The sequence below is a fragment of the Streptomyces sp. NPDC017991 genome (assembly GCF_044328075.1).
In the GTDB taxonomy this organism is placed as follows: Bacteria; Actinomycetota; Actinomycetes; order Streptomycetales; family Streptomycetaceae; genus Streptomyces.
This window is the reverse complement of the sequence record NZ_JBIRGP010000018.1, coordinates 34268-59084: the sequence shown is the minus strand read 5'-3', so window position 1 is coordinate 59084 and position 24817 is coordinate 34268. Positions and strand designations below refer to the sequence as shown.

At 70.5% G+C, this 24817-nt stretch carries 24 protein-coding genes; 5 read left to right on the top strand and 19 right to left on the bottom strand.

Features of this window, described 5'->3' with window-relative positions; translation table 11 throughout:
• Positions 1-120: 120 nt before the first annotated feature.
• Entirely contained in the window at positions 121-1560 is a 1440-nt protein-coding gene (locus ACH4DZ_RS39550) for a hypothetical protein (protein WP_398293763.1), read from the bottom strand.
• A gap of 320 nt (positions 1561-1880) precedes the next feature.
• Between ACH4DZ_RS39550 and ACH4DZ_RS39545 the strand changes: the two genes are divergently transcribed.
• A complete protein-coding gene (locus tag ACH4DZ_RS39545) occupies positions 1881-3710 on the top strand; it encodes an endonuclease/exonuclease/phosphatase family protein (RefSeq protein WP_398293761.1) in 1830 nt (609 codons plus the stop codon).
• A 105-nt stretch (positions 3711-3815) separates the two neighbouring features.
• Here ACH4DZ_RS39545 and ACH4DZ_RS39540 read toward each other — a convergent pair whose 3' ends face one another.
• From ACH4DZ_RS39540 to ACH4DZ_RS39520, 5 genes are all read right to left on the bottom strand, one after another.
• On the bottom strand, positions 3816-4799 hold the full coding sequence (locus tag ACH4DZ_RS39540; RefSeq protein ID WP_398293759.1) for an Lrp/AsnC family transcriptional regulator: 984 nt from the start codon (positions 4797-4799) through the stop codon (positions 3816-3818).
• Between the two features lie 200 nt (positions 4800-4999).
• Positions 5000-6637, bottom strand: coding sequence for a DHA2 family efflux MFS transporter permease subunit (locus ACH4DZ_RS39535; RefSeq protein WP_398293757.1), 1638 nt, complete (start codon positions 6635-6637; stop codon positions 5000-5002).
• A 270-nt stretch (positions 6638-6907) separates the two neighbouring features.
• On the bottom strand, positions 6908-7609 hold the full coding sequence (locus ACH4DZ_RS39530; RefSeq protein WP_398293755.1) for an antibiotic biosynthesis monooxygenase: 702 nt from the start codon (positions 7607-7609) through the stop codon (positions 6908-6910).
• A gap of 216 nt (positions 7610-7825) precedes the next feature.
• On the bottom strand, positions 7826-8320 hold the full coding sequence (locus ACH4DZ_RS39525) for a DUF3618 domain-containing protein (protein WP_398293753.1): 495 nt from the start codon (positions 8318-8320) through the stop codon (positions 7826-7828).
• Entirely contained in the window at positions 8317-8730 is a 414-nt protein-coding gene (locus ACH4DZ_RS39520; protein WP_398293751.1) for a phage holin family protein, read from the bottom strand. The genes ACH4DZ_RS39525 and ACH4DZ_RS39520 overlap by 4 nt, the downstream gene beginning before the upstream one ends.
• A 158-nt stretch (positions 8731-8888) precedes the next feature.
• Here ACH4DZ_RS39520 and dapA point away from each other — a divergent pair, with 158 nt between their 5' ends.
• Complete coding sequence (gene dapA, locus ACH4DZ_RS39515) at positions 8889-9833, top strand: 4-hydroxy-tetrahydrodipicolinate synthase (RefSeq protein ID WP_398293749.1); 945 nt, start codon at positions 8889-8891, stop codon at positions 9831-9833.
• A gap of 21 nt (positions 9834-9854) precedes the next feature.
• Here the strand turns inward: dapA and ACH4DZ_RS39510 are convergent, their stop codons facing one another.
• The 5 genes from ACH4DZ_RS39510 to ACH4DZ_RS39490 all read right to left on the bottom strand — a co-directional run bounded on the left by ACH4DZ_RS39510 (position 9855) and on the right by ACH4DZ_RS39490 (position 13835).
• A complete protein-coding gene (locus tag ACH4DZ_RS39510) occupies positions 9855-11069 on the bottom strand; it encodes a WD40 repeat domain-containing protein (RefSeq protein ID WP_398293747.1) in 1215 nt (404 codons plus the stop codon).
• Positions 11066-11647 (bottom strand): SigE family RNA polymerase sigma factor, encoded by a 582-nt coding sequence (locus ACH4DZ_RS39505; RefSeq protein ID WP_398293994.1) that lies wholly within the window; start codon positions 11645-11647, stop codon positions 11066-11068. The genes ACH4DZ_RS39510 and ACH4DZ_RS39505 overlap by 4 nt, the downstream gene beginning before the upstream one ends.
• 234 nt (positions 11648-11881) lie before the next feature.
• Positions 11882-12874, bottom strand: coding sequence for a 2,3,4,5-tetrahydropyridine-2,6-dicarboxylate N-succinyltransferase (gene dapD / locus ACH4DZ_RS39500; RefSeq protein ID WP_398293745.1), 993 nt, complete (start codon positions 12872-12874; stop codon positions 11882-11884).
• 54 nt (positions 12875-12928) lie between these two features.
• Positions 12929-13468 carry a TetR/AcrR family transcriptional regulator gene (locus tag ACH4DZ_RS39495; RefSeq protein ID WP_398293743.1) on the bottom strand — a complete coding sequence of 180 codons (540 nt, stop codon included), beginning with the start codon at positions 13466-13468 and terminating at the stop codon, positions 12929-12931.
• A gap of 46 nt (positions 13469-13514) precedes the next feature.
• Entirely contained in the window at positions 13515-13835 is a 321-nt protein-coding gene (locus ACH4DZ_RS39490) for a DMT family transporter (RefSeq protein ID WP_398293741.1), read from the bottom strand.
• Between the two features lie 201 nt (positions 13836-14036).
• Between ACH4DZ_RS39490 and ACH4DZ_RS39485 the strand changes: the two genes are divergently transcribed.
• Positions 14037-15803, top strand: coding sequence for a hypothetical protein (locus ACH4DZ_RS39485; RefSeq protein ID WP_398293740.1), 1767 nt, complete (start codon positions 14037-14039; stop codon positions 15801-15803).
• 371 nt (positions 15804-16174) lie between these two features.
• Positions 16175-17038, top strand: a complete 864-nt coding sequence (locus tag ACH4DZ_RS39480; RefSeq protein ID WP_398293738.1) for an AbfB domain-containing protein — start codon at positions 16175-16177, stop codon at positions 17036-17038.
• A gap of 85 nt (positions 17039-17123) precedes the next feature.
• Here ACH4DZ_RS39480 and ACH4DZ_RS39475 read toward each other — a convergent pair whose 3' ends face one another.
• The 8 genes from ACH4DZ_RS39475 to ACH4DZ_RS39440 all read right to left on the bottom strand — a co-directional run bounded on the left by ACH4DZ_RS39475 (position 17124) and on the right by ACH4DZ_RS39440 (position 23770).
• A complete protein-coding gene (locus ACH4DZ_RS39475; RefSeq protein WP_107017666.1) occupies positions 17124-17456 on the bottom strand; it encodes a metal-sulfur cluster assembly factor in 333 nt (110 codons plus the stop codon).
• Complete coding sequence (gene sufU / locus ACH4DZ_RS39470) at positions 17453-17920, bottom strand: Fe-S cluster assembly sulfur transfer protein SufU (protein ID WP_398293736.1); 468 nt, start codon at positions 17918-17920, stop codon at positions 17453-17455. Before sufU ends, ACH4DZ_RS39475 begins: the two co-directional genes overlap by 4 nt.
• A gap of 15 nt (positions 17921-17935) precedes the next feature.
• A complete protein-coding gene (locus tag ACH4DZ_RS39465) occupies positions 17936-19192 on the bottom strand; it encodes a cysteine desulfurase (RefSeq protein ID WP_398293734.1) in 1257 nt (418 codons plus the stop codon).
• Positions 19189-19953 (bottom strand): Fe-S cluster assembly ATPase SufC, encoded by a 765-nt coding sequence (sufC, locus tag ACH4DZ_RS39460; protein WP_107017663.1) that lies wholly within the window; start codon positions 19951-19953, stop codon positions 19189-19191. The genes ACH4DZ_RS39465 and sufC overlap by 4 nt, the downstream gene beginning before the upstream one ends.
• Positions 19954-19960: 7 nt before the next feature.
• On the bottom strand, positions 19961-20308 hold the full coding sequence (locus ACH4DZ_RS39455; protein WP_398293732.1) for a non-heme iron oxygenase ferredoxin subunit: 348 nt from the start codon (positions 20306-20308) through the stop codon (positions 19961-19963).
• Positions 20308-21486: a Fe-S cluster assembly protein SufD gene (sufD, locus tag ACH4DZ_RS39450; RefSeq protein WP_398293730.1), complete on the bottom strand. Its 1179-nt coding sequence runs from the start codon at positions 21484-21486 to the stop codon at positions 20308-20310. Before sufD ends, ACH4DZ_RS39455 begins: the two co-directional genes overlap by 1 nt.
• Positions 21487-21551: 65 nt before the next feature.
• Entirely contained in the window at positions 21552-22976 is a 1425-nt protein-coding gene (sufB, locus tag ACH4DZ_RS39445; RefSeq protein WP_107017660.1) for a Fe-S cluster assembly protein SufB, read from the bottom strand.
• Positions 22973-23770 carry a helix-turn-helix transcriptional regulator gene (locus ACH4DZ_RS39440; RefSeq protein WP_398293728.1) on the bottom strand — a complete coding sequence of 266 codons (798 nt, stop codon included), beginning with the start codon at positions 23768-23770 and terminating at the stop codon, positions 22973-22975. The genes sufB and ACH4DZ_RS39440 overlap by 4 nt, the downstream gene beginning before the upstream one ends.
• Before the next feature lie 160 nt (positions 23771-23930).
• Between ACH4DZ_RS39440 and ACH4DZ_RS39435 the strand changes: the two genes are divergently transcribed.
• On the top strand, positions 23931-24794 hold the full coding sequence (locus ACH4DZ_RS39435; protein WP_398293726.1) for an aminoglycoside N(3)-acetyltransferase: 864 nt from the start codon (positions 23931-23933) through the stop codon (positions 24792-24794).
• Positions 24795-24817 lie beyond the last annotated feature (23 nt).

Below are 24817 nucleotides of genomic sequence, written 5' to 3'. Positions count from 1 at the left end.
GGTACCCAGGGGCGCGGGGAACTGCGCAATCCTTCGGGCCCGCCCCCACCGAACCCGCGGACAAACCCACCAGCCCGTCCGGCGTCTGAGGACCGGGGCCCGGGGGCCGGGCCCCCGCCGTCACTGACCTTGCTGCGACCGCGCCTTGAACGCGGCCTTCCGCGCCTCCTTGGCCACCTTCTTGTCCGGATGCAACCGCCCCATCGCCTCCAGCACATCCGGCGTAGCGGGATGCTCCACCCGCCAGGCCGCGGCGAAGAACGACCCGTGCTGCGCCGCGAGCCCCTCCACCAGCGCCTGCAGCTCCTCGGAGTTCCCCTCGGCCGCGAGCTGCGCGGCGATCGTGTCGACGGTCAGCCAGAAGACCATCTCCTCGGACGGCACGGGCACGTCCGGAACGCCGCGCTCGGCGAGCCAGACCCGCGCGAGCCCGCCCAGCTCGGCGTCGTCGAGCACCTCGTGCAGCGCGGGCGCGGCCTGCGTGCCGACGAGGGACAGCGCCTGCTGACAGCGCAGCCGCCGCAGCGGCGCCCCCGGGTCGGCCCCGCGCGCCGCGGCGAGCAACTCCCGCGCGGCTCCGAGGGGTTCACGCCGGGCGAGCCACTGCTCGGTCTCCGCCCGCGCGGCCATGGGCGGGAACGCGGACGTGCTGTCGAGGAGCACGTCGGCACCCTTGTCCGCGAGGTCGCCCACCGCGGGCGCCGCGAACCCGGCCTCCAGGAGACGCGCCCGGATGCCGTACACCCCGAGCGGGGTGAGCCGCACCATCCCGTACCGGGAGACATCCGCGTCGTCCACGGCCTCGCCCGACGGGACGGCGGGCTCCTCCCCCACATCGGCCATGAGTGCCTCGTCGACGGGCTGGAAGTCGACGAGCCCCACCGGCTCCAGCGTCCGGAACTGGTCGTCGAGCCGCATCATCGCGTCCGACACCTGCTCCAGGACGTCGTTGGTGGGTTCCCCCATGTCGTCCGGCACGATCATCGACGCGGCGAGGGCGGGCAGCGGCACCGGGCCGTCGCCGGGCCCGTCCTCGCTGGCGCTCAGCAGATAGAGGTTGCCGAGGACCCCGTCGAGGAACTCGGCCTCGGCCTCGGGATCCCAGTCCAGCGCGGAGAGGTCGATCTCGCCGCCCTCGTCCATGGCCTCCACCAGGTCGTCGAGGTCGGGCACGCTCGCGTCGGCCAGGACCGTCTCCAGGGCGCCGAGCCACAGCCCCAGTACGTCCTGCGGCGCTCCGGACAGGACGAGGGTCAGATCGGCTCCGGCGGCGACCGTGCCCTCCTCCTCGTCCACGACCGCGACGAGCCCGGTGTCCACGGCCACCCGCCAGGCCTCACTGGCGTAGGCCGCGGCGTCCTCGCCGTCGAGCGCCAGTTCCGCGGCGGCGGCAGCCAGCTGTTCCTCGACGAGTTCGCCCCCGGCGCCGACCCGGGTGTCCGGGCCGGCCCAGCGGGCGAGCCGCACGGCACGCGAGAGGAGCGGCGTGGCGAGCGCGTCCCGTGCGAGCTCCGCTTCGGAGTGCAGACGCACCGGCGGCAGGGGGGAGCTGTCTGACATCGGCTGGTTCTCCTAGGACGAACGTCGGACGTCGATCTCGTAGTTCGGCGCCCGGCTGGACGCAACTCGCGTATCCGGCGCCCGTCCGGACGCACGACGCGGCGCCCCGGGGCCGTCCGGGAGGGCACCCTCCGGCCGCCCGGGAACACGACCTCAGCCTAGACGGATTTGGGCCCATGCCGCCCGGTTCATGAACCTGACAGAAGTGTTAAGCCAGGAAACCTTGACAAGTGCCGTGACCGGGCACGAGATTGACGCGCGTAGATAGCAGAGATCGCAGCCTCGTCCCGGCGCCCACGCACGTCCCCGGAGGGATTTCGTTGCCGAGCAAGTCTTCCGCACGCATCGCCGCGCTCACCGTCGCCGCCGTCTGTTCCACGGTCTCCTCGGTGGTCCTCACGTCGCCCGCCCACGCGGACGCCGTGGCCGTCCACGACATCCAGGGTTCCACCCGGACGTCCCCCCTCGCCGGTCAGCAGGTCACGGATGTGGCCGGAATCGTCACGGGCGTACGGACCTATGGTTCGTCCCGCGGCTTCTGGATCCAGGGCCCGTCCGCGGACGCCGACCCGGCCACCAGTGAGGGCGTCTTCGTCTTCACCAGCTCCACGCCGAAGGTCGCCGTCGGCGACTCGGTCACCGTCTCGGGCCTGGTCACGGAGTTCGTTCCGGGCGGTGCCTCGACCGGCAACCAGTCGGTCACCGAGATCACCCGTCCGACGGTCACGGTCGTGTCGGGCGGCAACGCGCTGCCCGCGGCCACGGTCGTCGACAGCCGTTCCGTACCCGCCGCGTACGCGCCCGAGGGCGACCCCGCGGCGGGTGGCTCGGTCAACGGTCTCACCCTGCGGCCGAAGAAGTACGCCCTCGACTTCTACGAGTCCCTGGAGGGCATGAACGTCGCGATCGGCTCGTCGCGCGTGGTCACGGCGACCGACCCGTACTCCGAACTCTGGGTGACGGTCGAACCGCACGAGAACCCGAACCGCCGCGGCGGCACCGTCTACGGCTCGTACTCGTCGCAGAACACCGGCCGGCTGCAGATCCAGTCGCTGATCCCCACCGCCACCCAGCCGTTCCCGACGGCGAACGTCGGGGACACCCTGAAGGGCACCACCGAGGGCCCGCTCGACTACAACCAGTTCGGCGGCTACACGCTGACCGCGCGCACCATCGGCACGGTCGAGGCCGGCGGCCTGGAGCGCGAGACGACCCGCAAGCAGTCGCGCACGGAGCTGGCGGTCGCCACGTACAACGTCGAGAACCTGGACCCGACGGACGGTACGTTCGCCGATCACGCGGCCGCGATCGTGGAGCACCTGCAGTCGCCCGACATCGTGTCCCTGGAGGAGATCCAGGACAACAACGGCGCGACGAACGACGGTACGGTCGCCGCCGACCTGACGATGAAGAAGCTGACCGACGCGATCGTCGCCGCCGGCGGACCGGCCTACGAGTGGCGGTCCATCGACCCGGTGGACCTCGCGGACGGCGGTGAGCCGGGCGGCAACATCCGCCAGGCGTTCCTCTACAACCCGGCGCGGGTCTCCTTCGTCGACCGCGCGGGCGGCGACGCCACGACCGCCGTCGGGGTCACGAAGGTGCGCGGCAAGGCGCGGCTGACGGCCTCTCCCGGCCGTGTCGACCCGGCGAACGCGGCCTGGACGAACAGCCGCAAGCCGCTCGCGGGCGAGTTCGTCTTCCGGGGCGAGAGCGTCTTCGTGATCGCGAACCACTTCGCGTCGAAGGGCGGCGACCAGTCGCTGCACGCGCAGGTCCAGCCGCCGGCGCGCAGCTCGGAGACGCAGCGCCACCTCCAGGCGACCGCGGTGAACGCCTTCGTCAAGGACATCCTGGCGAAGCAGCGGAACGCGGACGTCATCACGCTCGGCGACATCAACGACTTCGAGTTCTCGACGACGACGAAGCTCCTGGAGGCCGACGGCGCCCTCTGGTCGGCCGTCAAGTCCCTGCCGAGCAGCGAGCGTTACAGCTACGACTACCAGGGCAACAGCCAGGTCCTCGACCAGATCCTGATCAGTCCGTCGATCCGCAAGGGCGGCTTCGCCTACGACAGCGTGCACATCAACTCGGAGTTCTCCGACCAGATCAGCGACCACGACCCGCAGGTGCTGCGGTTCCGCCCGTAGCCGTCCGGGTCCCGTCCTGAACGGCTACGGCCTTACGCCGCCGAGCCCGGCCCCGATGTCAGGGGGGCCGGGCTCGGTCGTGTCCGGAGGCGGGACGGCGCGCTGTCAGCGGCCGGGTTCGTAGGTGAGCTGTTTGATCTGGCGCAGGGTGAGCACGGTCTCCACGCCCTGGACGCCGTCGAGGACCCCGATCCGCTCGCTCAGATACGTGTACAGGGCGCCGGTGTCGCGGCAGAGGACCGCGGCGACGATGTTGGCCTGGCCGGTGACGGCCGCGGCGAAGCCGACCTCGGGATGCCCGGCCAGCGCGCGTCCGACCTCGGCGAGGGCGGAGGGGGCCACCGTGAGCCAGAGCATCGCGTCGATGGAGTGCCCCAGCGACCGGCGGTCGTTCTGTACGTCGAAGTAGAGGACCCCGCAGGTACGCAACCGGTCCAGGCGCCGTTTGACGGCCGCCTCCGACTGCCCGGTGATGCTCTGGAGCTCGGTGAGCGGGGTCCTTCCGTCGCGCCGGAGCACGGCGAGCAGCGCCTCGTCCTGCGCGTCCAGGGTGACGGGATCGGTGGGCGTCCCGACGGGCGGCGGGGTCAGGGCGGCCTCCTCGTCGGGATCGAGGGCCCGCAGTTTGTTGAGCCAGCCGAGCGGGCCGCCGTAGTAGGAGTGCAGCAGGCAGTGCGCGCTGACCGAGATCACGCGCGGAGTGCGCGGCAGCCGGTCGAAGAGCAGCTCGTCCCGTTCCTGACTGGACCGCGGCTTCATCGCGCACATCAACTCGGTGCCCCCGGAGAACAGCCCGATGTACGAGGTGTCGGGGCGCCGGGCCAGTGCGGCGGCCAGTTGTTCCGCCGCGTCGGGCGTGCAGCGCAGCCGGACGACCCAGCTCTGCCTGCCGAGCCGGCTCTCGTCGGTCATGCCGAGCACGCGCAGACCCGCCGTGGCGCGCAGCCTCCGGTAACGCCGCGCGACGGTCTGGTCGGAGACGCCGAGCACCTCCGCGAGCCGGCTGAACGGCGCACGGCCGTCCAGTTGGAGCGCCTGCAGCAGTTTCAGGTCGAGCGGGTCGAGGGGGTCGGTCGTGCGGGACTCCACGGGCGCGCTCCCGCTCTTCTCGATGAGGGCCGGTACGGGCGGCGGACAGCGGACTTCCTACCACGGGGCTTCGGACGATCATCGTATCCGGAACCCGAGGAGGCAGCAGTGAGGCCCGGACCCAGGAGTGTGTTCCTGGGTCCGGGCCTCGTACCGGCGCCCTTCCCGTCCCCACGGAGGGCACCCGGTAAGACGCGGGATCACGGCCGCGGGTTCATCCCCACCGGCGATCGGGTTCCGGTTTCGGCGCCCGAGCCGGTTTCGGTGCCCGAGCCGGCCCCGGAGCCGGAGCCCGTCACGGGCGTCGTCGTCCGCCGGGGGCCGCGCAACAGGACGGCCGCGACCGCCGCGGCGAGCAGTGTGAGCAGCGCGGAGACGACCAGACTCAGGTGGAGGCCGTCGAGGAAGGCCTCGGACAGCGCCCCCAGGGCGCGCCCCTGGGCCGGGCCCAGGTCCATCCCCGCGACCGCGCCCAGTCCGCCCTCGTCCACGGCCGAGACGACACTCTGCCGCTGGGCGCCCGTCAGGCCGGCCTCGGCGAGGTGGCCGGGCAGGGAGTCGGTGGCCCGGCTGGTGAGCAGGGCGCCCAGGACTGCGGGGCCGAGGGCGCCGCCGACCTGCCGGAAGGCGTTGTTCCCGGCGGCGGCCATACCCGCCAGGTGATGCGGTACGGAGGCGACCGCGGTGGCGGTCATGGGCGTGATGACCAGGCCCATGCCGAGGCCCAGCAGCGCCAGCCGCCAGACCAGCGAGACGTACGAGGTGTCGGCGTCGATCGTGGTCAGGGACAGCAGGGCGCCCGCGCTGACGAGCAGGCCGCCGGTGATCAGGAGGCGTGCCGACACCCGGTGCATCAGGCGGCCGACCGGCGCTCCCACCAGGATGGCCATGAGGCTGACCGTCACCAGCCGGGTGCCCGCCTCCAGGGTGCTGAGCTGCTGGACCATGCCGAAGTAGAGGCTGAGGGCGAAGAAGAACCCGATCAGGCCGAGGAAGCTGATCATGGCGACCAGGGTGGTGGCGCTGAAGGCCGCGCTGCGGAACAGCTTCAGGTCCAGCATCGGGCTGTCGCTGCGCCGCTCCACCAGCACGAAGGCGACACCGGCGACGACGGCCGTGAACAGGGCCACCAGCACCTTGGTGTCCGTGAAGGACTCGGCGCCGCCCTCGATGACCCCGTAGACGAGTGCGGTGATCGCCAGGGCGGCGGTGAGCTGGCCGGGCCAGTCCAGTCTGCGCGAGCCGGCGGCGCGGGAGTCGCTCAGCAGCCGGGCCGCGCAGACCATGGCGACGAGCGAGGCGGGGACCGCCAGCAGGTAGATCCACCGCCAGGCGAAGTGTTCGAGGACGAGCCCGGCGATGATCGGGCCGAGGGCCAGGGCCGACAGCAGGGACATCGCCCACAGGCCGATGAACTTGCCGCGTTCCCGATGGTCGGGGACGACATGGCTGATCAGCGCAAGGGTCGTGGGCAGCAGCGCGGCGGCCCCGATACCCGCGAAGGCCTGGCCGATCCAGAGGACCTCGATCGACTGGGCGGACAGGGCGACGGCCGCGCCCACGGCACAGAACGCCAGGCCCGCCTGGAAGACCTTCTTGCGGCCGTGGACGTCTCCGACGACTCCGGCGGTGAGGATGAGGGCGGCCATGGGCAGGACGAACGCGTCGGACACCCAGGCCAGTTGGGCGGTCGACGCGTCCATCGCCCGCTGGATGGCCGGCAGGCTCACCGAGACGGTGGTCACCGGCAGATAGGCGACGAACACGCCCACACAGGCCATGGCGAGCGTGGCCGCCCGCCGGCCCTGCGGGACGCTCGCGGTAGTTGTGACGTTCACGGAACTCTCCCCCTCGCGGCGCCACACGCCGCGGTCGGCTGTTACCGCGCCCACTTTCGGCCGCACCGGCGAAGCGGGGCCAGCCACGGCCCCGGTATCCCGGAAATCCGACATCGAGGCCGCATCCGAGCAGGATTTCCGAGACACCTACGGCCAGGGGAGCGCCCGTCAGGGGTGCGGGGAACTGCGCGGCCGACCCCCACCGGACCCGCGGACCCACCGCACCCGCAGGTCGAGATCCGCGCTCCGGACGGAGCGATCACACGGAGCTCACCCGGGCACGAGCCCAAGGGCATAGGTGAAACGGCCGACCGTGGACCGCTTCAGTCCGGGGTACGTCTGCACGCGCTCCCACTGCGGCGTGCGTGACCCCACCCCGCCGCCGCGCCCGGCCATCGCCTCCATGTGGGCCTCCGCGCTCTCCCACTCGGCGTAGTTGAGGACCTTCGTGCCGTCGGTGCTCAGGTGGAAGTGGGCGGAGATCCCGCCGGGATGCGGGTTCGGCTCGCTCTCCAGAGCCTCGAACACGGCGTCCACCCAGGCCCGTTGCCGCTCGGGATCCGCCCCTTCGAACTCGATCTCGACGATCACGACGCAACCGGGCACCCGCGTCTCCGCGGGCCGGACAGCACTGCGCCGGTGCCGGTACCGGTCGAGTCCGACCCGTTCGATGCCGGGCACGGCCACGTCGATCTCGTCCACCCGCTCCTGCCGGTGGACCTTCACGAAGGCCTCGTAGTCCTGCTCGCTCCGCCACTGCGACTGGTGCAGCAGGGTGCTGCCGTCGTTCCCCGTGTGCACGTAGTACCCGAGCAGCCCCTCGGCCGGCCACGGCCGCTTCTCCCAGGTCGCGGCGATCGACTCGACCGTCGCCCGCTGCCGCTCGGGGGTTCCCACCCGCCAGGTGCTGAAGAACGGGGCTCCGACATCGGGACGGGCCGGTTCGGGGCGCACATCGGTACGACGGGTCATGACTACCTCCGGTGATCGCTGCTCGACGCCTGCGACACCCACCCTCCGACCTCGACCAAGCTTCAGGTCAAGCCCGTCCGGGTCCCTGCCGTCCGGATCCCCTCCGTCCGGGTCCCCTCCGTTCGACTCAGGCCCGTTCGACGCGACGAGCGGCGGAGCCGAGTGTTCCGGCTCCGCCGCCCGCTGTGATCCGTCCGCGCCCGCGCGCCCGCCCGCTCAGCGGTGGCCGTTGTGACGCCGCCGCAGCAGCCCGGCCGCGACCACCACTCCGGCCCCGATCAGGACGGGCTTGGGGTTCCGCAGTCCGGCCCGGACGACGGTGGTCGCGGCGTCGCGCACCGGCTGAGGTACGCGTTCCTGGACCGCGTGGCCGGCCCGGGTCGCCTTCTCCTGCACCACGTGCCCGGCCTCGGTGGCCTTGCCCTGCACCACGTGCCCCGCCTCGGTGGCCTTCTCCTGTACGACGTGACCGGCCTGGACCGCCTTGCCCTGGACGGTGTGACCGGCCTCGGACGCCTTGTCCTTCAGCTCGGCACCCCGGGCCTTCGCCCGGCCCTTCACATCGGCCTTCGCCGCCAGCTCTTCCACGGTGTCGCCGAGCTGACTACGGGTCTCCTCGATCTGGCGCCTCAGTTCGTCCGGCCCCTCGGCCCCTGCGGCGGGCTTGTCCGAGGCCCCGCCGATCTCGACCGGATCATTCGTGTCCTTCATCGGTGCGCCCTTTCCTTGATCTCGTCGACGTCGGCCCGAACGCTGTCGAGTGTCTCCTCGGGCGTCGGAGGGGTCGCGCGGCCGAGTTGCGCACGGCCGGTCTTCGCCAGCACGGCCGCCACCACGAAGAGCACAGCGGTGACGATGAGGGCCGCCGCCCACACGGGCAGCACCAGCGAGAGTGCGGCGGCGCCGGTCGCCGAAAGGGCCATCAGCCCCACGTAGGCGACGGCACCGGCCGCGCCGAGCAGCCCACCGCCGCGCCCCGCGCGCCGCCCCTTCTCGGTCAACTCCTGTTTGGCGAGCCGCACTTCCTGTCGTACGAGTTCGGAAAGCTGTTCTGTGGCCTGCCCGACGAGTTCACCCACCGAGTGCTGCTCGTCCGGCCGCCGGTCCGTGGTCCCGGTCATGGCGTTCCGCCTCCTTTCGTCCGGGGGGAACGCCCGGGTACCCGGCTGGGCCATCACTACCCCTTCCCGGAGCGGCAACCCATCCAGTAGCTGAACTTACCGGTAGGCCGTAGAAGAATTAAGTGGAGCTTCCATGTCGGCGGGCCGACACTACTCCCATGACCACCACCTCACCCCCACACCGCCGCCCTCACATCCGCCCCCGCCCCCGCCCCTTCGGCCGCGCCCTGTGCGCGATGGTCACGCCCTTCACCGAAGAGGGACTGCTCGACCTGGACGGCGCCCAGCGGCTGGCCGCGCGATTGGTCTCCGAGGGCTGCGACGGACTGATGCTGTCCGGGACCACCGGGGAGTCGCCGACCCTGACGGACACCGAGAGGTCCGCGCTGGTGCGGGCGGTGACCGAGGCCGTCGGGAACCGCGCCTCGGTCGTCGCGGGCATCGGGACCGCAGACACCCGCCACTCGGTCGAACTCGCGCTGGCGGCCGAGAAGGCGGGCGCGGACGGCCTGCTGGCCGTCACGCCCTACTACAGCAGGCCTCCGCAGGACGCCGTCGAGGCACACTTCCGGGCGATCGCGGACGCCTGCGGACTACCGCTCGCGCTGTACGACATCCCGGGCCGCACCGGGACCCGTATCGAACCGGAGACGCTGCTGCGGCTCGCGGAGCACCCGCGGATCGTGGCGGTGAAGGACTGCGCCTACGACCTGCTGGGCACGCAGAAGGTGCTGGCCGCAACGGAGTTGGCGTACTACACGGGCTGCGACGAATACGTACTCGCCCTCTACGCGATCGGCGGCGCCGGATACATCAGCACGGTGGCCAATGTGACGCCACGTCACTTCCGGTCGGTCATCGACGCGTTCGACAGGGGCGAGACGGACGAGGCGGCCCACCTGCAGCAACTCGGCATCCCGCTGATCGAGTTGGTGATGGCGTCCGGGCTTCCCGGCACGGTGACGACGAAGGCGCTGCTGGGCGCCCTGGGCCTGCCGGCCGGCCCGGTGCGGGCACCGCTGCAGCCCGCCGGCCAGGAAGCGACCGACGGGCTACTGACCGCATACGAAAGACTGACGGCCGCGTCGATCAGCGATCAGTAACCAATGGGCAGTGATCGGTGATCAGCGTTCGGCGAAGATCGGCTCCCAGCGCCCGTCCGCGCCGTCGTTCCCCTGGCGGAAACCGCTCAGCGGAACGGTCTTCTTGTTGCCGATCGTGACGAGGACGAGCCGGTTGTGGAACTCGTTCGTGCCGGGCGTGATGTCCCAGGCGATGAGCCGTTTGTTGTCGGCCCAGGCGAGCAGTTGCTGACCGGGGATCTTGAAGAGCCGCTTGCCGGTGAGGGGATCGTTGATCGCGGAGGCGGTGGTCCTGGCACCGCCCGCGAAGTCGCCCGCGGCGAGCTTGCCGTTCGGCGACAGTCCGGCCTGGACGAACCAGTGCAGGTACTTCTCGTTCGCGGGCTTGTCGACCTCCTTGCCCTTGAAGTCGTAGTACTGCATCTGGGGTTCCGAGGTGAGTCCCGAGTAGACCAGCTTGCCGTCCTCGCTGAAGGCGAAGTCCTGGCGGACGTTGAGGTCCTTTTCGTGGCCCGTGACCCTGCTCCAGGAGCCGTCCCCCGAGTCGACGTCGAGAATGTAGAAGCCGGTCCGGTCCGACTGGCCGAACCGCGCCTCCCAGTCGTTCTTCTTGCCGTCCCCGTCACTGTCGTAGTCCGCCCGGAACCGCAGGTCGGGGTTCTTGCTGTACGTCGTCGCGACGAGCTTGGTCCCGTCGGGCGAGAACTCGACGCTCGCGACGGCACGGTCCACGGTGATCCAGCGCTCGACCTCGCCGGTCAGCAGGTCGAGCAGCCCGATCCGCCTGGTGGGCAGGTCCTTCTCCAGGACGGCGGCGGTGCGCATGCCGGGGGCGACGTCGAGGAAGGACCACTTGGTGGTCTTCACGTATTTGCCGCTCTCCTGGTCGAGGAGGCTGTAGGTGCGCACGTAGGCACCCCGGTCCGGGGTCTCCTTGACCGTGCGGGTCGTGTAGTAGGCGGCCATCGCGGTGTCGCCCGCCGCGATGAGGTCGCGCGGCGGTGTCTGGTCCGGGTGGGCGATGATGTCGCTCCGGTTCATCTGGCTGGCGAGCCGCGGCTCGTCCTGGCCGTTCAGGACCGGCACCCCCACTCCGACGGCGACCGCGACCGCCGTGGCCACCGCGGCGCCGGCCAGCCTGCGGGTGCGGCGGCGGCGCCGGACGGCGAGGACACGGATGCCGAAGTCGGGCGGCGGGGCCGTGGCCTCCGATGCCTGCTCGTGCAGGGCGTCGCGTACGAGCTGATCCATGTTCACGGACGAACCTCCACGGGCGAGAAGTCGCGGGAAGGGCTCTGTTCGGCGTCGGCCGGACCGAGTGCGGTCAGCTCCGGCGCGAGCGCCCGCAGTCTGGCGAGCGAGCGGTGTGTCGTGGACCGCACGGTTCCGACCGAGCAGCCGAGGATCCGGGCCACGTCGGCCTCCGGCAGGTCCTCGAAGTACCGCAGGACGAGCACGGTCCGCTGCCGTGCGGTGAGCCGCGCCAGCGCTCCGCGCATCAGGATCCGCAGCTCGGTCGCGGAGGCGGCGTCCGCCCCGCCCGCCGTCCCGCCCGTCGCTCCGCCCGTCGTCTCGGGCGGCTCGGCGACGGTCAGCTCCCGGCGACGCCACTTCAGCCGCCACCGGCTCACCTGCTGCCGGTACAGGATCTGACGTACGTACGCCTCCGGTTCGTCGATCCGGTGCCATCGTCCGGCAGCCTTGATCAGCGCGTTCTGCAGCAGGTCCTCGGCCGCGTGGCGGTCGCCGCCGCTGAGCAGCACGGCGGTCTTGAGCAGCGCCGTCGACCTGTTCTCCACGAACTCCTTGAACGCCTCGTGCCCCTGGGCATCCATCGTCACCGTCTCTTCCCCGCGGGCGTCTCCCCCGCTCCCACCCGTACTGACGCCTCGACCGAACCCCCGCTATGCCTCGACGAACAAATTTCCTCACCGACGCGCGCAGCCCCGTTTCAGGGGCGCGGGGAACTGGGCGACAAGCCCCCACCGGACCCGCACCCGCACACGACGAACGCCCTCCCGCTCAGCGACAGCGGAAAGGCGTTCGCGTCAAAACAACAACGGCACAGCTCAGTTGTGACTGTGCAGAACCTCGTTCAGCCCACCCCACACCGCGTTGTTCGGCCGAGCCTCGACCTTCCCGGTGACCGAGTTCCGCCGGAACAGGATGTTCGAGGCCCCGGACAGCTCACGGGCCTTGACGATCTGCCCGTCGGGCATCGTCACCCGCGTACCGGCGGTGACGTACAGCCCGGCCTCCACCACGCACTCGTCGCCGAGGGCGATACCGACCCCCGCCTCCGCCCCGATGAGGCACCGCTCCCCGATGGTGATGCGGACGTTGCCGCCGCCCGACAGCGTCCCCATGGTGGACGCGCCACCACCGATGTCCGAGCCGTCACCGACCACGACACCGGCGGAGATGCGGCCCTCGACCATCGACGTGCCGAGCGTGCCGGCGTTGAAGTTCACGAAGCCCTCGTGCATGACCGTGGTGCCCTCGGCGAGGTGCGCGCCGAGACGGACCCGGTCGGCGTCGGCGATACGGACACCCTTGGGCGCCACGTAGTCCGTCATGCGCGGGAACTTGTCGATGGACGTCACGGCCAGGTGCAGACCCTCGGCGCGGGCGTTCAGCCGTACCTTCTCCACGTCGTCCACGGCCACCGGCCCGAGCGAGGTCCAGGCGACATTGGCGAGGTGGGCGAACAGGCCGTCCAGGCTCTGCCCGTGCGGCTGCACCAGCCGGTGCGAGAGCAGGTGCAGACGCAGATACGCGTCGTGCGCGTCGACCGGCTTCTCGTCGAGCGAGGCGATGACCGTGCGGACCGCGACCACCTCGACGCCCCGGCGGGCGTCCGGGCCGACCGCTTTCACGGCACCTTCGCCGAGCAGTTCCACGGCGCGTTCGACGGGCAGCCGCTCGGAGCCCGAGGGGCCGGGTTCGGCGGCCAGCGCGGGGGCCGGGAACCACGTGTCGAGGACGGTGCCGTCGGTGGCGATCGTGGCGAGTCCGGCGGCGACGGCGCCGGTGGTGGTGCGTGTAGCAGTCGTGTCGGTCATGACAGAAACCTAACTTGGCGAACCCCGCCCGAGCCAACCAGCGCCCTCGCCGTCTCAGGTACCGGCCACCCGCGCCAGCACCTCCCGCGCGTACTCCTCGTCGTACGGCGCCCCCGTCAGCAGCACGTGCAGACAGATGCCGTCGATCAACGCGACCAGCGCCCGCGCGGTCACCGGATCGGTCCGGCGGGCGAGGAGGTCGGCGAAGTCCCGGCCGCACTCGTCGGCGACGGGCCGAAGGGCGGGCCGGCGCAGAGCGGCGAGGTAGAGCTCGTACTCCACCTCCACCTCCGTACGGTCGTCCGCGAGCCATTCGCCGACGAGTCCGGCCAGCTCGGCGGCGAGGTCGGTGCCGACGTCCCGCAGGGCCTCGCGGGCGGCGACCGTTTTCGCGAAGCCCTCGTTCGCCTGGCGCAGCGCGGCGACCAGCAGCTCGTCGAGGGTCTTGAAGTGGTACGTCGTCGAGCCGAGCGGCACGTCCGCCTCGGCCGCGACCGAGCGGTGGCTCAGCCCCGCGATGCCCTTGGCCGCCACGACCCGGATCGCCGCGTCGATGATCCGCTGCCGCCGCTCGGGGTCGTACCGCCTGGCCATCAGCGGTCACCGCCCGAGCGGCCCGCGTACGCGCCGCCCTCGGCCATCAGTGCGCCCCGCCCAGGTTCAGCACCACGACCCCGCCGATGATCAGCGCGATACCGGCGAACTTGGCGAAGCTCATCCCCTCCCCGAGGAAGACCGCCCCGATCAGCACGATGGCCGCCGTGCCGAGCCCGGCCCAGATCGCGTACGCCGTGCCGACGGACACCGTCTTGAGCGTCTGCGCCAGCAGCAGGAAGGCGACGACGTAGCCGAGGGCCGTCAGCAGTGAGGGCCAGAGCCTGCTGAAACCGTCGCTGTACTTCATGGCGGTCGTGGCGGCCACCTCCGCGGCGATGGCTCCGGCGAGCAGCACATATCCCATGCGTACGAGTGTACGCATCGATACGTACGCCCGTACACAGAACCGGGCCGGTCCGTGGGGCGCCTGTGGAAATGTGCGCGGCACGCACCCCTCGTTCGCTCATTTCCCTTATGGCGCACGGAAGTTACCCGTAGGTACCGTGCGGCACTCCGGACCACTGGCGCCGAGCCGCCTCCCCTTCCCCCTCCGCTGGAGAGAATCATGAGCACAGGAGTCCCCCCTCGCCGTGCCCGATGGCCGCGCCCCCTGGTCGCGGGCGCGCTCGCCGTGGCCGCGCTGACCGCGGCCCCCTCGGCAGGCGGAGCACCCGCCGACGGAACCCCGGCCGCCGCCGGCACGGCCCGCACCGAGACACCGGTGTCCTCCGCTTCCCCGGTCGCGGGCATCACCGAGACCCAGGTCTCCCTGCGGATCCCGCTGCCCGCCTCCGCGGGGAGCCACCCGGCCCGCTGCGACCGGCTGTCGTACCTGCGCTACCGCTCCTCGGACGGGCCGTCGGAGTCGGCCGGCGCCGACCGGATCCTGGTCGCGCAGCCGGGCATCCTGGAGGGCGCGGGCGCCTTCGACAGCGTGGCCCGCAACACGGTGCGGGCGGCGGCCGACAGGGGCGAGCACATCGAGTTCTGGGCCCTGGACCGGCGCTCCAACTGCCTGGAGGACAACGCCGGGGTCGCGACGGGCAGCGTGCGCCGGGCGGTCGGCTACTACTACGAGGGCCAGAAGATCGACGGGCACGCTTTCGACGGTTTCCTAGCCAGCGACCAGGCCGGCTGGCTCGCCGAGGTCGGTCTGGAGCAGACCGTCCGGGACCAGTACGACCTGCTGAGCGCCGAACTGCCCGACCGGAGGCTGCGCAAGGAGAAGGTGCTGTGCGGCGGGCACTCGCTGGGCGGGGTGCTCACCGGCGTCTTCTCCACCTGGGACTTCGACGGGAACAGCGCGACGACGGCGGACGCGGGCTACAACCAGTGCGCGGGCTACTTCGCCCTGGACACGACGATCGCCGTCGACCTCGACGACCTGAACGGCGGTTCGGACACGCTCAACGGCGGCGTGCTGCCCAAGGGCACGGTCCCGGAGACGGGCCTCGGCTACACCGTCGTACAGGCCGGTCTGCGCTCCGGGGTCCTGCCCCGCTTCCTGGCGCTGCCCGCGGTGATCAACCCGGAGATCATGAACGTCCTCGCCATCAGCGGCCTCGCCGCGCGCACCGCGCCCGCCGCCCGTTCCACGCTGCAGAGCGACCTGCCCGCGAACGACAACATCGAGACGACGACGCGCACGATGTTCTCGAAGAACGCGGCCGTGTTCCTGAGCGGCAGGCCGACGATCCGCGACTTCCGGCTCACCAACGAAGCCGTCCTCGGCGCCTTCATGGACGACAACTCGGCCCCGCTGTCCTTCATCCAGACCAGCGTGGGCCTCTTCGACGGCGGCCGTCTCGCCGACAAGGACTTCCCCGTCTCGAACGACGTCCAGGGCTCCCCCGCCCTGTTCGGTACGGAGCTGAAGGCGATCCCCGACGAGCCGGGCGGCCCCCTCTACACCTGGCGCGACTTCGACCGGGTGGGCGCGCCGGACGACCCGGTGCACCGCTCGGCCGACGGCACGCCGTTCACCACGGCCGCCAAGGAGGTCTCGGACATCGGGGAGCTGGCCCGCAGCCTCTCCGAACAGCCACTGGACTTCACCGAGGACTACTTCCCGACGAAACTGGTCACGGACCTCTCCCTGGTGGACGACCCGCGGATCGCCCGGCACATGGCGCACCCCGAAGGCCCGACCGCCAACCCGGCGATCACCTTCGTCGCGGGCGACGGCATCCTGGCGGACCGCGTCCCGGCGGACAAGAACCCCGTCGTCCTTCCCGGCTACCAGCACCTCGACGTCCTCACGGCGGCTCCGGTCCAGAACGACGGAAGCCGCGAACGGATCGCCACACTCCTGTCCGCCTTCGGAAGGCGTTAGGACCCGTGCCCTGAGAGGAAAACCTCCGGCCCCACCGGAAGCTCCCCCATCGGCGCCCCGGGCTTCCCCCCTCGGGCGCCGAGACCTCCCCTTCAGGGCCCTGATCTCGAATCCTTGAGCCGTGAACCGCCCTTCCCGGCCGCCGAGTCCGAGGTCCGGTGCCAACTCGTCCACCGGCGCCGCCGGTTCGGGCAGAAACCGCTCTCAGGAACGCTTACTCGACCCGCACAAGTTCCACTAATGTTCCCCTCGTCGCGCACACGGATCGCCCGGCCGTGGCCGTCCCGTGTGCCCGCGACCTCCGCCTCCTCATGTGCCACGACCGATGACCGAACCGCGTCCGCCATCGGCGACGCCGGGGGGAACAGCGCATGCCCGAAAGAAACACCGAGTCCGCTCCCGACCCGTCCCCCCACCTCCCGAAGGTGTGGGAGACCGGCGAGACCCTGGACCAGGCCCCCATACCCGGGACCCGCAGGCTCTGGCTGGCCGGAGCGCTGCTGCTGGCGGTCCTCGCCGCCACGGTGACCGCGGTGACCGTGCTGGACGAGGACAGGGGGACCGCACCGGAGGACCGGACGGAGAACACCTCCGCCAAGGACGAGCCGCTGGTCGCCGCTCCGCCCGTCGCCGCCACCGCTCCCAGTGGGAAGAGCGGGCTGGCCGCCCCCTCGCCCGCCGGCAGCACCCCGGACAGCTCCACGTCACCCGCCGGGCAGCAGGGCGGTGCCGACCCCGTACCGAAGCCGTCGGCGTCGAAGTCGAAGCCCGCGTCCGGCGACAGGCCACCGGAGTCCAAGCCCTCGTCCGCGCGGAAGTCCGTCCAGGCGGTGAACTACCCCGACCACTACTGGCGTCTCGATCACGACTCCGTGCGGCTCGACCGGGTGGACTCGCGCACCTCCTCCCGGACCCGGCAGGAGGCCTCCTTCAAGCTCGTCCCGGGCCTCGCCGACGCCGACTGCGTCTCCTTCTCGCTGGGGAACGGCCGCTATCTGCGGCACGCCCACTTCCGGCTGCGCGCCGACCGCCGCGACGGCTCCGAGCTCTTCGAGAAGGACGCCACGTTCTGTCCGCGCCCGTCGGCGTTCTCCGACGCCGTCATGCTGGAGTCGGTCAACCACCGCGGCCACTTCCTGCGCCACCGCGACTTCCGGCTCCGTCTGGACCCGTACGACAACAGCCGTCTCTACCGGGCCGACTCGGCGTTCCGCCTGGTCAAGGGTCTGGGCTGAGCCGCACAAGACCCGGCTCACCACGCACGCGGCCCCCGGCGCAATCGCCGGGGGCCGCACACGTACAGACGGGATCCAGGGGTGCTCAGACGTTGAAGCCGAGCGCCCGGAGCTGGTCACGGCCGTCGTCCGTGATCTTGTCCGGGCCCCACGGCGGCATCCACACCCAGTTGATGCGGAGCTCGTTCACGATGCCGTCCGTGGCGGACTTGGCCTGGTCCTCGATGACGTCGGTGAGCGGACACGCCGCCGACGTCAGGGTCATGTCGATCGTCGCGATGTTCGCGTCGTCGATGTGGATCCCGTAGATCAGTCCGAGGTTGACGACGTCGATGCCCAGCTCGGGGTCGACGACGTCGTACAGCGCCTCGCGGACTTCTTCCTCGGAGGCCGGTTTCATCTCGATGGTCTCGCTCATGCCGTCTTCCTCTCGGCGCCGGCCTCGCCCAGGGCCTGGGCCGTCGCGTCCTTCCAGGCCATCCAGCTCAGCAGTGCGCACTTCACGCGGGCGGGGTACTTGGAGACCCCGGCGAACGCGACCGCGTCCTCCAGGACCTCCTCCATCGCGTCGTCCGGCTCGATACGACCCTTGGACTGCATCAGCTCCAGGAAGGTCTCCTGGATCTTCTGCGCCTCGGCCAGTTCCCGGCCCACGAGCAGCTCGTTCAGCACGGAGGCGGAGGCCTGGCTGATGGAGCAGCCCTGGCCCTCGTACGAGACGTCACTGATCGTCGTGCCGTCGTACTTCACGCGCAGGGTGATCTCGTCGCCGCACGTCGGGTTGACGTGGTGCACCTCGGCGTCGCCGTCCCGGAGACCGCGCCCGTGGGGGTGCTTGTAGTGGTCCAGGATGACTTCCTGGTACATCGAATCAAGCCTCACGACTCAGCCAGCTCCTCAGCCGAAGAAGTTCCGTACGTGCTCCAGGCCGTCGACCAGTGCGTCGATCTCGGTCGGCGTGGAGTACAGATAGAACGACGCTCGTGTGGTCGCAGGAATTCCGTACCGCAGGCAGACCGGCCGTGCGCAGTGGTGTCCGACCCGGACCGCGATGCCCTGTTCGTCGAGAACCTGGCCCACGTCGTGCGGGTGGATGTCACCCAGCGTGAACGAGATCGCCGCGCCGCGGTCCTCGGCGGTCGTCGGGCCGATGATGCGCAGGCCCGGGACCTCGGCGAACCGCTTCACCGCGTACTCGGTGAGCGCGTGCTCATGGGCGAGGATCCTGTCCATGCCGATCGCGCTCAGATAGTCGATGGCCGCACCGAGACCGACCGCCTGGGCGATCGGCGGGGTGCCCGCCTCGAACTTGTGCGGGGCGGGAGCGTACGTCGACGAGTGCATCGACACCGTCTCGATCATCTCGCCGCCGCCCAGGAACGGGGGCAGGTCCTCCAGCAGCTCCTGGCGGCCCCAGAGGACGCCGATGCCGGTCGGGCCGCACATCTTGTGGCCGGTGAAGGCCACGAAGTCGGCCTGCAGGGCCTGGACGTCCAGCGGCATGTGCGGGGCGGCCTGGGAGGCGTCGATGCAGACCAGCGCGCCGACCTCCTGCGCACGGCGCACTATCGCCTCGACCGGGTTGACCGTGCCCAGGATGTTCGACACCAGCACGAAGGAGACGATCTTCGTCTTCTCCGTGATGATCTCGTCGATGTTGGACAGGTCGAGCCGGCCGTCGTCGGTCAGGCCGAACCACTTCAGCTTCGCGCCCGTGCGCTGCGCGAGCAGCTGCCACGGCACGATGTTGGAGTGGTGCTCCATCTCCGTGATGACGATCTCGGTCTCGTGGTCGACCCGGTAGGGCTCGTCCGCCCAGCCGAGCATGTTGGCCACGAGGTTGAGCGACTCGGAGGCGTTCTTGGTGAAGATCACCTCGTTGCGGCTCGGCGCGTTGATGAACGCGGCGACCTTGTCGCGCGCGCCCTCGTACAGCGCCGTGGCCTCCTCCGCGAGCACGTGCACACCGCGGTGGACGTTGGCGTTGTAGTTCTCGTAGTAGCCACTGAGCGCGTCCAGCACCTGGCGCGGCTTCTGCGAGGTCGCCGCGTTGTCCAGGTACACGAGCTTCTTACCGTCGTGGACCCGGCGGTCCAGGATGGGGAAGTCCTTGCGGATCGCCTCGGTGTCGAGGAGGCCCGACAGCTGCGTCACGCGGATGCGCCACCCTTCACGTACTTGTCGTAGCCCTCGGCCTCAAGCTGGTCGGCGAGCTCGGCGCCGCCGGACTCGGCGATGCGGCCGTTCGCGAACACGTGCACGTGGTCGGGCTTGATGTAGCGCAGGATGCGCGTGTAGTGCGTGATCAGCAGGGTGCCGACCTCGCCGCTCTCACGGACGCGGTTGACGCCCTCGGAGACGACGCGCAGGGCGTCGACGTCCAGACCGGAGTCGGTCTCGTCGAGGATCGCGATCTTCGGCTTGAGCAGCTCCAGCTGAAGGATCTCGTGGCGCTTCTTCTCGCCGCCGGAGAAGCCCTCGTTCACGTTGCGCTCGGCGAAGGCCGGGTCCATGTTCAGCCGCTGCATGGCCTCCTTGACCTCCTTGACCCACAGGCGGAGCTTGGGGGCCTCGCCGCGGATCGCGGTGGCGGAGGTGCGCAGGAAGTTGGAGACGGAGACACCGGGCACCTCGACCGGGTACTGCATCGCCAGGAACAGGCCCGCGCGGGCGCGCTCGTCGACGGACATCTCCAGGACGTCCTCGCCGTCGAGGGTGACGGTGCCGCCGGTGATCGTGTACTTCGGGTGTCCCGCGAGCGAGTAGGCGAGAGTCGACTTGCCGGAGCCGTTCGGGCCCATGATGGCGTGGGTCTCGCCCTGCTTCACGGTGAGGTCGACGCCCTTGAGGATCTCCTTCGTGGCGTTGTCGGCCTCGACGGTGACGTGCAGGTCGTGGATTTCAAGCGTTGCCATGGGTTCCTCAGGACTCCTGGGTGAGGGGGGCGCATACGTCGACGAAGACGCTGCCCCCTTCGATCTTTACGGGGTATACGGGGACGGGGCGCGTCGCGGGAAGACCGGACGGCTTGCCGGTTCTGAGGTCGAACGCGGAGCCGTGCAGCCAGCACTCGATCTGACAGTCCTCCACCTCGCCCTCGGAGAGCGAGACGTTCGCGTGCGAGCAGATGTCGTTGATCGCGAACACCTCGCCCTCGGTACGGACGACCGAGACCGGCGTGCCGTCGAGTTCCACCCGTTTGGGGGTGTCCTCCTCCAGCTCGCTCAGCCCACAGGCCCGAAGGAATTGAGCACGGTCGGCGGCAGTCATCAGACGGACGCCTCCAGCTCCTCGTCGATCCTGGCGAGAAGGCGTTCCTGGATGTCGGGGACGCGGATCTGCTGGACCAGCTCGGCGAAGAAGCCGCGGACCACCAGACGGCGGGCATCGTCGGCCGGGATGCCTCGGGCCATCAGGTAGAAGAGCTGCTCGTCGTCGAAGCGGCCGGTCGCCGAGGCGTGTCCGGCGCCGACGATCTCGCCGGTCTCGATCTCCAGGTTCGGTACGGAGTCGACCCGGGCACCGTCGGTGAGAACCAGGTTGCGGTTCATCTCGTAGGTGTCCGTGCCCTCGGCGGTGGCCTCGATGAGGACGTCGCCGATCCACACCGCGTGGGCGCCGTCGCCCTGGAGCGCGCCCTTGTAGGCGACGTTCGACTTGCAGTGCGGGGTGTTGTGGTCGACCAGGAGGCGGTGCTCCTGGTGCTGGCCGGCGTCCGTGAAGTACAGGCCGAACAGCTCGGCCTCGCCGCCGGGTCCCGCGTAGGCGACCCGCGGGTGGAGGCGTACGAGGTCGCCGCCGAAGGTGACCACGAAGGACTTGAAGGTGGCGTCACGGCCGATCAGCGCGTTGTGCTGGCCGACGTGGACGGCCGTGTCGTCCCAGTCCTGGACGGAGACGACGGTGAGCTTGGCGCCGTCGCCCAGGACGTAGTCGACGTTGGCGGCCAGGACGGCGTCACCGGTGTGGTCGATGACGACGACGGCCTCGGCGAAGGCTCCCAGCTCGATGACCTGGTGGCCGTAGGCGACACCGCCCGCGCCGTGCACGGCGATGCGGATCGGCTCGGTGAGGACCGTCTCCTTGGGGACGGTGACCACACCGGCCTTCTCGAACGCCGAGTAGGCCTGGGCGGCGACGCGGTCGACCGGGGTCGCCCGGCCGAGCCGCTCGTCGTCACGGCCGACGGTCTCGACCGTGACGCCCTCGGGCGCCTCGATGTCGACCTTGACGCCGTCGCCGGTGGCCACCGCGGTGCCGTCGTGCAGCCCGCGCAGCCGCTCCAGCGGCGTGAACCGCCACTCCTCCTCGCGGCCGTGGGGGACGGGGAAGTCCGCCACGTCGAAGGACGGGGGCGCGCTCATGCGCGTGGCGACGGTCGACTCGGCGGCGACCGCGATCTGGCCGGCGGTGGTACTGCCCACCGGGATGTTCTGAGCCTCAGCCATGGCTGTGGGTCTGCTCTCTTCCTACGTCTACGTCAGAAATCTGGCGACTGCTTCGGGGGCGGGTCCTAACCGACCGCGCCTTCCATCTGCAGTTCGATCAGCCGGTTGAGCTCCAGGGCGTACTCCATGGGCAGCTCCTTCGCGATGGGCTCCACGAAGCCGCGCACGATCATGGCCATCGCCTCGAACTCGGAGAGGCCACGGCTCATCAGGTAGAAGAGCTGGTCGTCGGAGACCTTGGAGACGGTCGCCTCGTGGCCCATGGACACGTCGTCCTCACGGACGTCCACGTAGGGGTACGTGTCCGAGCGGGAGATGGTGTCGACGAGCAGCGCGTCGCACAGCACGTTCGACTTGGAGCCGTGGGCGCCCTCGCCGATCTCGACGAGACCGCGGTAGGACGTACGGCCGCCGCCGCGTGCCACGGACTTCGACACGATGTTCGAGGACGTGTTCGGCGCCATGTGGACCATCTTGGAGCCGGCGTCCTGGTGCTGGCCCTCGCCCGCGAAGGCGATGGAGAGGGTCTCGCCCTTGGCGTGCTCGCCCATCAGGTAGACGGCCGGGTACTTCATGGTGACCTTGGAGCCGATGTTGCCGTCGATCCACTCCATGGTCGCGCCCTCGTACGCCACGGCGCGCTTGGTGACCAGGTTGTAGACGTTGTTCGACCAGTTCTGGATGGTCGTGTAACGGCAGCGGCCACCCTTCTTGACGATGATCTCGACGACCGCGGAGTGCAGCGAGTCCGACTTGTAGATCGGGGCGGTGCAGCCCTCGACGTAGTGCACGTAGGCACCCTCGTCAACGATGATCAGGGTCCGCTCGAACTGGCCCATGTTCTCCGTGTTGATACGGAAGTAGGCCTGGAGCGGGATCTCGACGTGCACGCCCTTCGGCACGTAGATGAACGAGCCGCCGGACCACACCGCGGAGTTCAGCGACGCGAACTTGTTGTCGCCGACCGGGATGACGGTGCCGAAGTACTCCTTGAAGAGCTCCGGGTGCTCCTTCAGCGCGGTGTCGGTGTCCATGAAGATGACACCCTGCGCCTCCAGCTCCTCGTTGATCTGGTGGTAGACGACCTCGGACTCGTACTGGGCCGCGACACCGGCGACGAGGCGCTGCTTCTCCGCCTCGGGGATGCCGAGCTTGTCGTACGTGTTCTTGATGTCCTCGGGGAGGTCCTCCCACGACTGCGCCTGCTTCTCCGTGGAGCGCACGAAGTACTTGATGTTGTCGAAGTCGATCCCCGAGAGGTCCGAGCCCCAGTTCGGCATGGGCTTCTTGCCGAACAGGCGCAGGCCCTTGAGACGGAGATTGGTCATCCACTCCGGCTCGTTCTTCTTCGCGGAGATGTCCCGGACGACGTGTTCGTTGATACCGCGCTTGGCAGAGGCACCAGCCACGTCGGAGTCGGCCCAGCCGTATTCGTAGTTGCCCAGACCCTCAAGCTCGGGGTGGGCGGTCTCCTCGATGGGGAGCGTCATGCGGGGTTCCTCCCGGCGGTACGTGCGGATGCGTTATCAGTGGCCTTGGCAGGCGTGGAGACTGGTGGAGCCTTGGAAATCTTCGGGGCGTGGGAAATCTTGGGGATGAAGGTCGTGCAGACGCCGTCGCCGTGGGCGATGGTCGCCAGCCGCTGCACGTGAGTACCCAGCAGCTGGGAGAAGAACTCGGTCTCCGCCTCGCACAGCTGCGGGAACTGCTCGGCGACATGGGCGACCGGGCAGTGGTGCTGGCAGAGCTGCTCACCGACCGGTGCGCTGCGCGCCGTAGCAGCGTACCCGTCCGCGCTCAGGGCCTTGGCCAGGGCTTCGGCGCGCTTCTCGGGGGCGGCGGACTCTACGGCCTCGCGGTACGCGCCGGCCTGGGCGGCCATCCGGGCGCGGGCGAAGGCGACGAGCGCCCCCTCCCCGCCCTCGCGCTCGGCGATCCAGCGCAGGGCCTCCGCGGCGAGCTTGTCGTAGGACTGGTCGAAGGCGTCCCGGCCGCAGTCGGTCAGGGCGAACACCTTGGCGGGCCGTCCGCGCGTACGAGCGCCGTAGACCCGCTGTTCGCGGGGTTCCACGACGTCGTCGGAGACGAGGGCGTCGAGGTGCCGGCGGACGGCCGCCTGGGTCAGGCCCAGCCGCCCGGCGAGATCGGCCACGGTCGACGGGCCGTGGTCCAGGATGGATCGCACGACCCGGTTGCGCGTGGAGTGGTCCGAGCGCAGCCCGGTCGCGAGTTCCTCCTGAGGGACCCCCGTGGGGGTCTCCTGGGCCTCGCCGACGTATTTCACAACACCATTGTTGCGTAATTCCTCAGAGAGTGCCAAGCCGTGTCCGCGCCCGATGGGGTGCGGTGCATCACTTAGGTAAACCTAATCTGACCTGCGGGAACGATCTTTGATCGATCAATTCGGTGGCACGGCCCGGGGGCGTCGGCAAGACTCCCGAACCATGCCCACACCCCCTCCCACCGGCCCTCTCGTCACGCGCGCCACCCTCGCCGCGGACCTGCGCGCACTGGGCGTACGCCCCGGCGAGACGCTCCTCGTACACGCGTCGCTGCGTTCCCTCGGATGGGTCAACGGCGGCGCGGTCGCCGTCGTCCAGGGGCTGCTCGACGCACTCGGTCCCGACGGCACGCTCGTGGTCCCCACCCAGTCCGGCCAGCTCTCCGACCCGGCCCTGTGGAGCAGCCCTCCCGTACCCGAGGAGTGGTGGCCGACGATCCGCGCCACGATGCCCGCGTACGACCCGCTCCTGACGCCCTCGCGCGGGGTGGGCGTGGTCCCGGAGACCGTGCGCTCCTGGCCGGGTGCCCGGCGCAGCGCGCATCCGCAGACCTCCTTCGCGGCCGTCGGCCCGGCCGCGGCGGTGATCGTCGAGGACCACGCGCCGGACTGCCGGCTGGGCGAGCGCAGCCCGCTGGCGCGCCTTGAGGAGAGGGGCGCGCGGATCCTGCTGCTGGGCGCGGGCTACGACACCTGCACCGGCTTCCACCTGGCCGAGTACCGCATACCCGCACCCCGCGTCGGAGTGGGACGGCCGGTCCTCACCCCGGAGGGGCCCCGCTGGGAGACCGTCACCGAGGTCGCGATCAGCTCGGACGAGTTCGGCACCCTGGGCGCCGACTTCGAGCGGGACCGTCCTGTCGTACGGGGCCGGGTGGGCGCGGCCGACGTACGGCTGTTCCCGCTGGTGGACGCGGTCGCCTACGCGGAGCGGTGGCTCGCGACGCACCGTTCGCGCGAGGAGTGGATCACGAGCGACGTGCCCCTCTCACGCGCCGTCCCGCGCGCTGTCCCGCGCCGCTCGTGACGCGCCCCGCCCTCATGCGCCCG

Excerpts from the sequence above, each read along its gene's own strand:
- ACH4DZ_RS39550 (WP_398293763.1), bottom strand. The coding sequence starts at position 1,560 with ATGTCAGACAGCTCCCCCCTGCCGCCGGTGCGTCTGCACTCCGAAGCG.
- ACH4DZ_RS39530 (WP_398293755.1), bottom strand. The coding sequence starts at position 7,609 with ATGACCCGTCGTACCGATGTGCGCCCCGAACCGGCCCGTCCCGATGTC.
- ACH4DZ_RS39525 (WP_398293753.1), bottom strand. The coding sequence starts at position 8,320 with ATGAAGGACACGAATGATCCGGTCGAGATCGGCGGGGCCTCGGACAAG.
- ACH4DZ_RS39520 (WP_398293751.1), bottom strand. The coding sequence starts at position 8,730 with ATGACCGGGACCACGGACCGGCGGCCGGACGAGCAGCACTCGGTGGGT.
- dapA (WP_398293749.1), top strand. The coding sequence starts at position 8,889 with ATGACCACCACCTCACCCCCACACCGCCGCCCTCACATCCGCCCCCGC.
- ACH4DZ_RS39505 (WP_398293994.1), bottom strand. The coding sequence starts at position 11,647 with ATGGATGCCCAGGGGCACGAGGCGTTCAAGGAGTTCGTGGAGAACAGG.
- dapD (WP_398293745.1), bottom strand. The coding sequence starts at position 12,874 with ATGACCGACACGACTGCTACACGCACCACCACCGGCGCCGTCGCCGCC.
- ACH4DZ_RS39495 (WP_398293743.1), bottom strand. The coding sequence starts at position 13,468 with ATGGCCAGGCGGTACGACCCCGAGCGGCGGCAGCGGATCATCGACGCG.
- ACH4DZ_RS39490 (WP_398293741.1), bottom strand. The coding sequence starts at position 13,835 with ATGGGATATGTGCTGCTCGCCGGAGCCATCGCCGCGGAGGTGGCCGCC.
- ACH4DZ_RS39485 (WP_398293740.1), top strand. The coding sequence starts at position 14,037 with ATGAGCACAGGAGTCCCCCCTCGCCGTGCCCGATGGCCGCGCCCCCTG.
- ACH4DZ_RS39480 (WP_398293738.1), top strand. The coding sequence starts at position 16,175 with ATGCCCGAAAGAAACACCGAGTCCGCTCCCGACCCGTCCCCCCACCTC.
- ACH4DZ_RS39475 (WP_107017666.1), bottom strand. The coding sequence starts at position 17,456 with ATGAGCGAGACCATCGAGATGAAACCGGCCTCCGAGGAAGAAGTCCGC.
- sufC (WP_107017663.1), bottom strand. The coding sequence starts at position 19,953 with ATGGCAACGCTTGAAATCCACGACCTGCACGTCACCGTCGAGGCCGAC.
- ACH4DZ_RS39455 (WP_398293732.1), bottom strand. The coding sequence starts at position 20,308 with ATGACTGCCGCCGACCGTGCTCAATTCCTTCGGGCCTGTGGGCTGAGC.
- sufD (WP_398293730.1), bottom strand. The coding sequence starts at position 21,486 with ATGGCTGAGGCTCAGAACATCCCGGTGGGCAGTACCACCGCCGGCCAG.
- sufB (WP_107017660.1), bottom strand. The coding sequence starts at position 22,976 with ATGACGCTCCCCATCGAGGAGACCGCCCACCCCGAGCTTGAGGGTCTG.
- ACH4DZ_RS39435 (WP_398293726.1), top strand. The coding sequence starts at position 23,931 with ATGCCCACACCCCCTCCCACCGGCCCTCTCGTCACGCGCGCCACCCTC.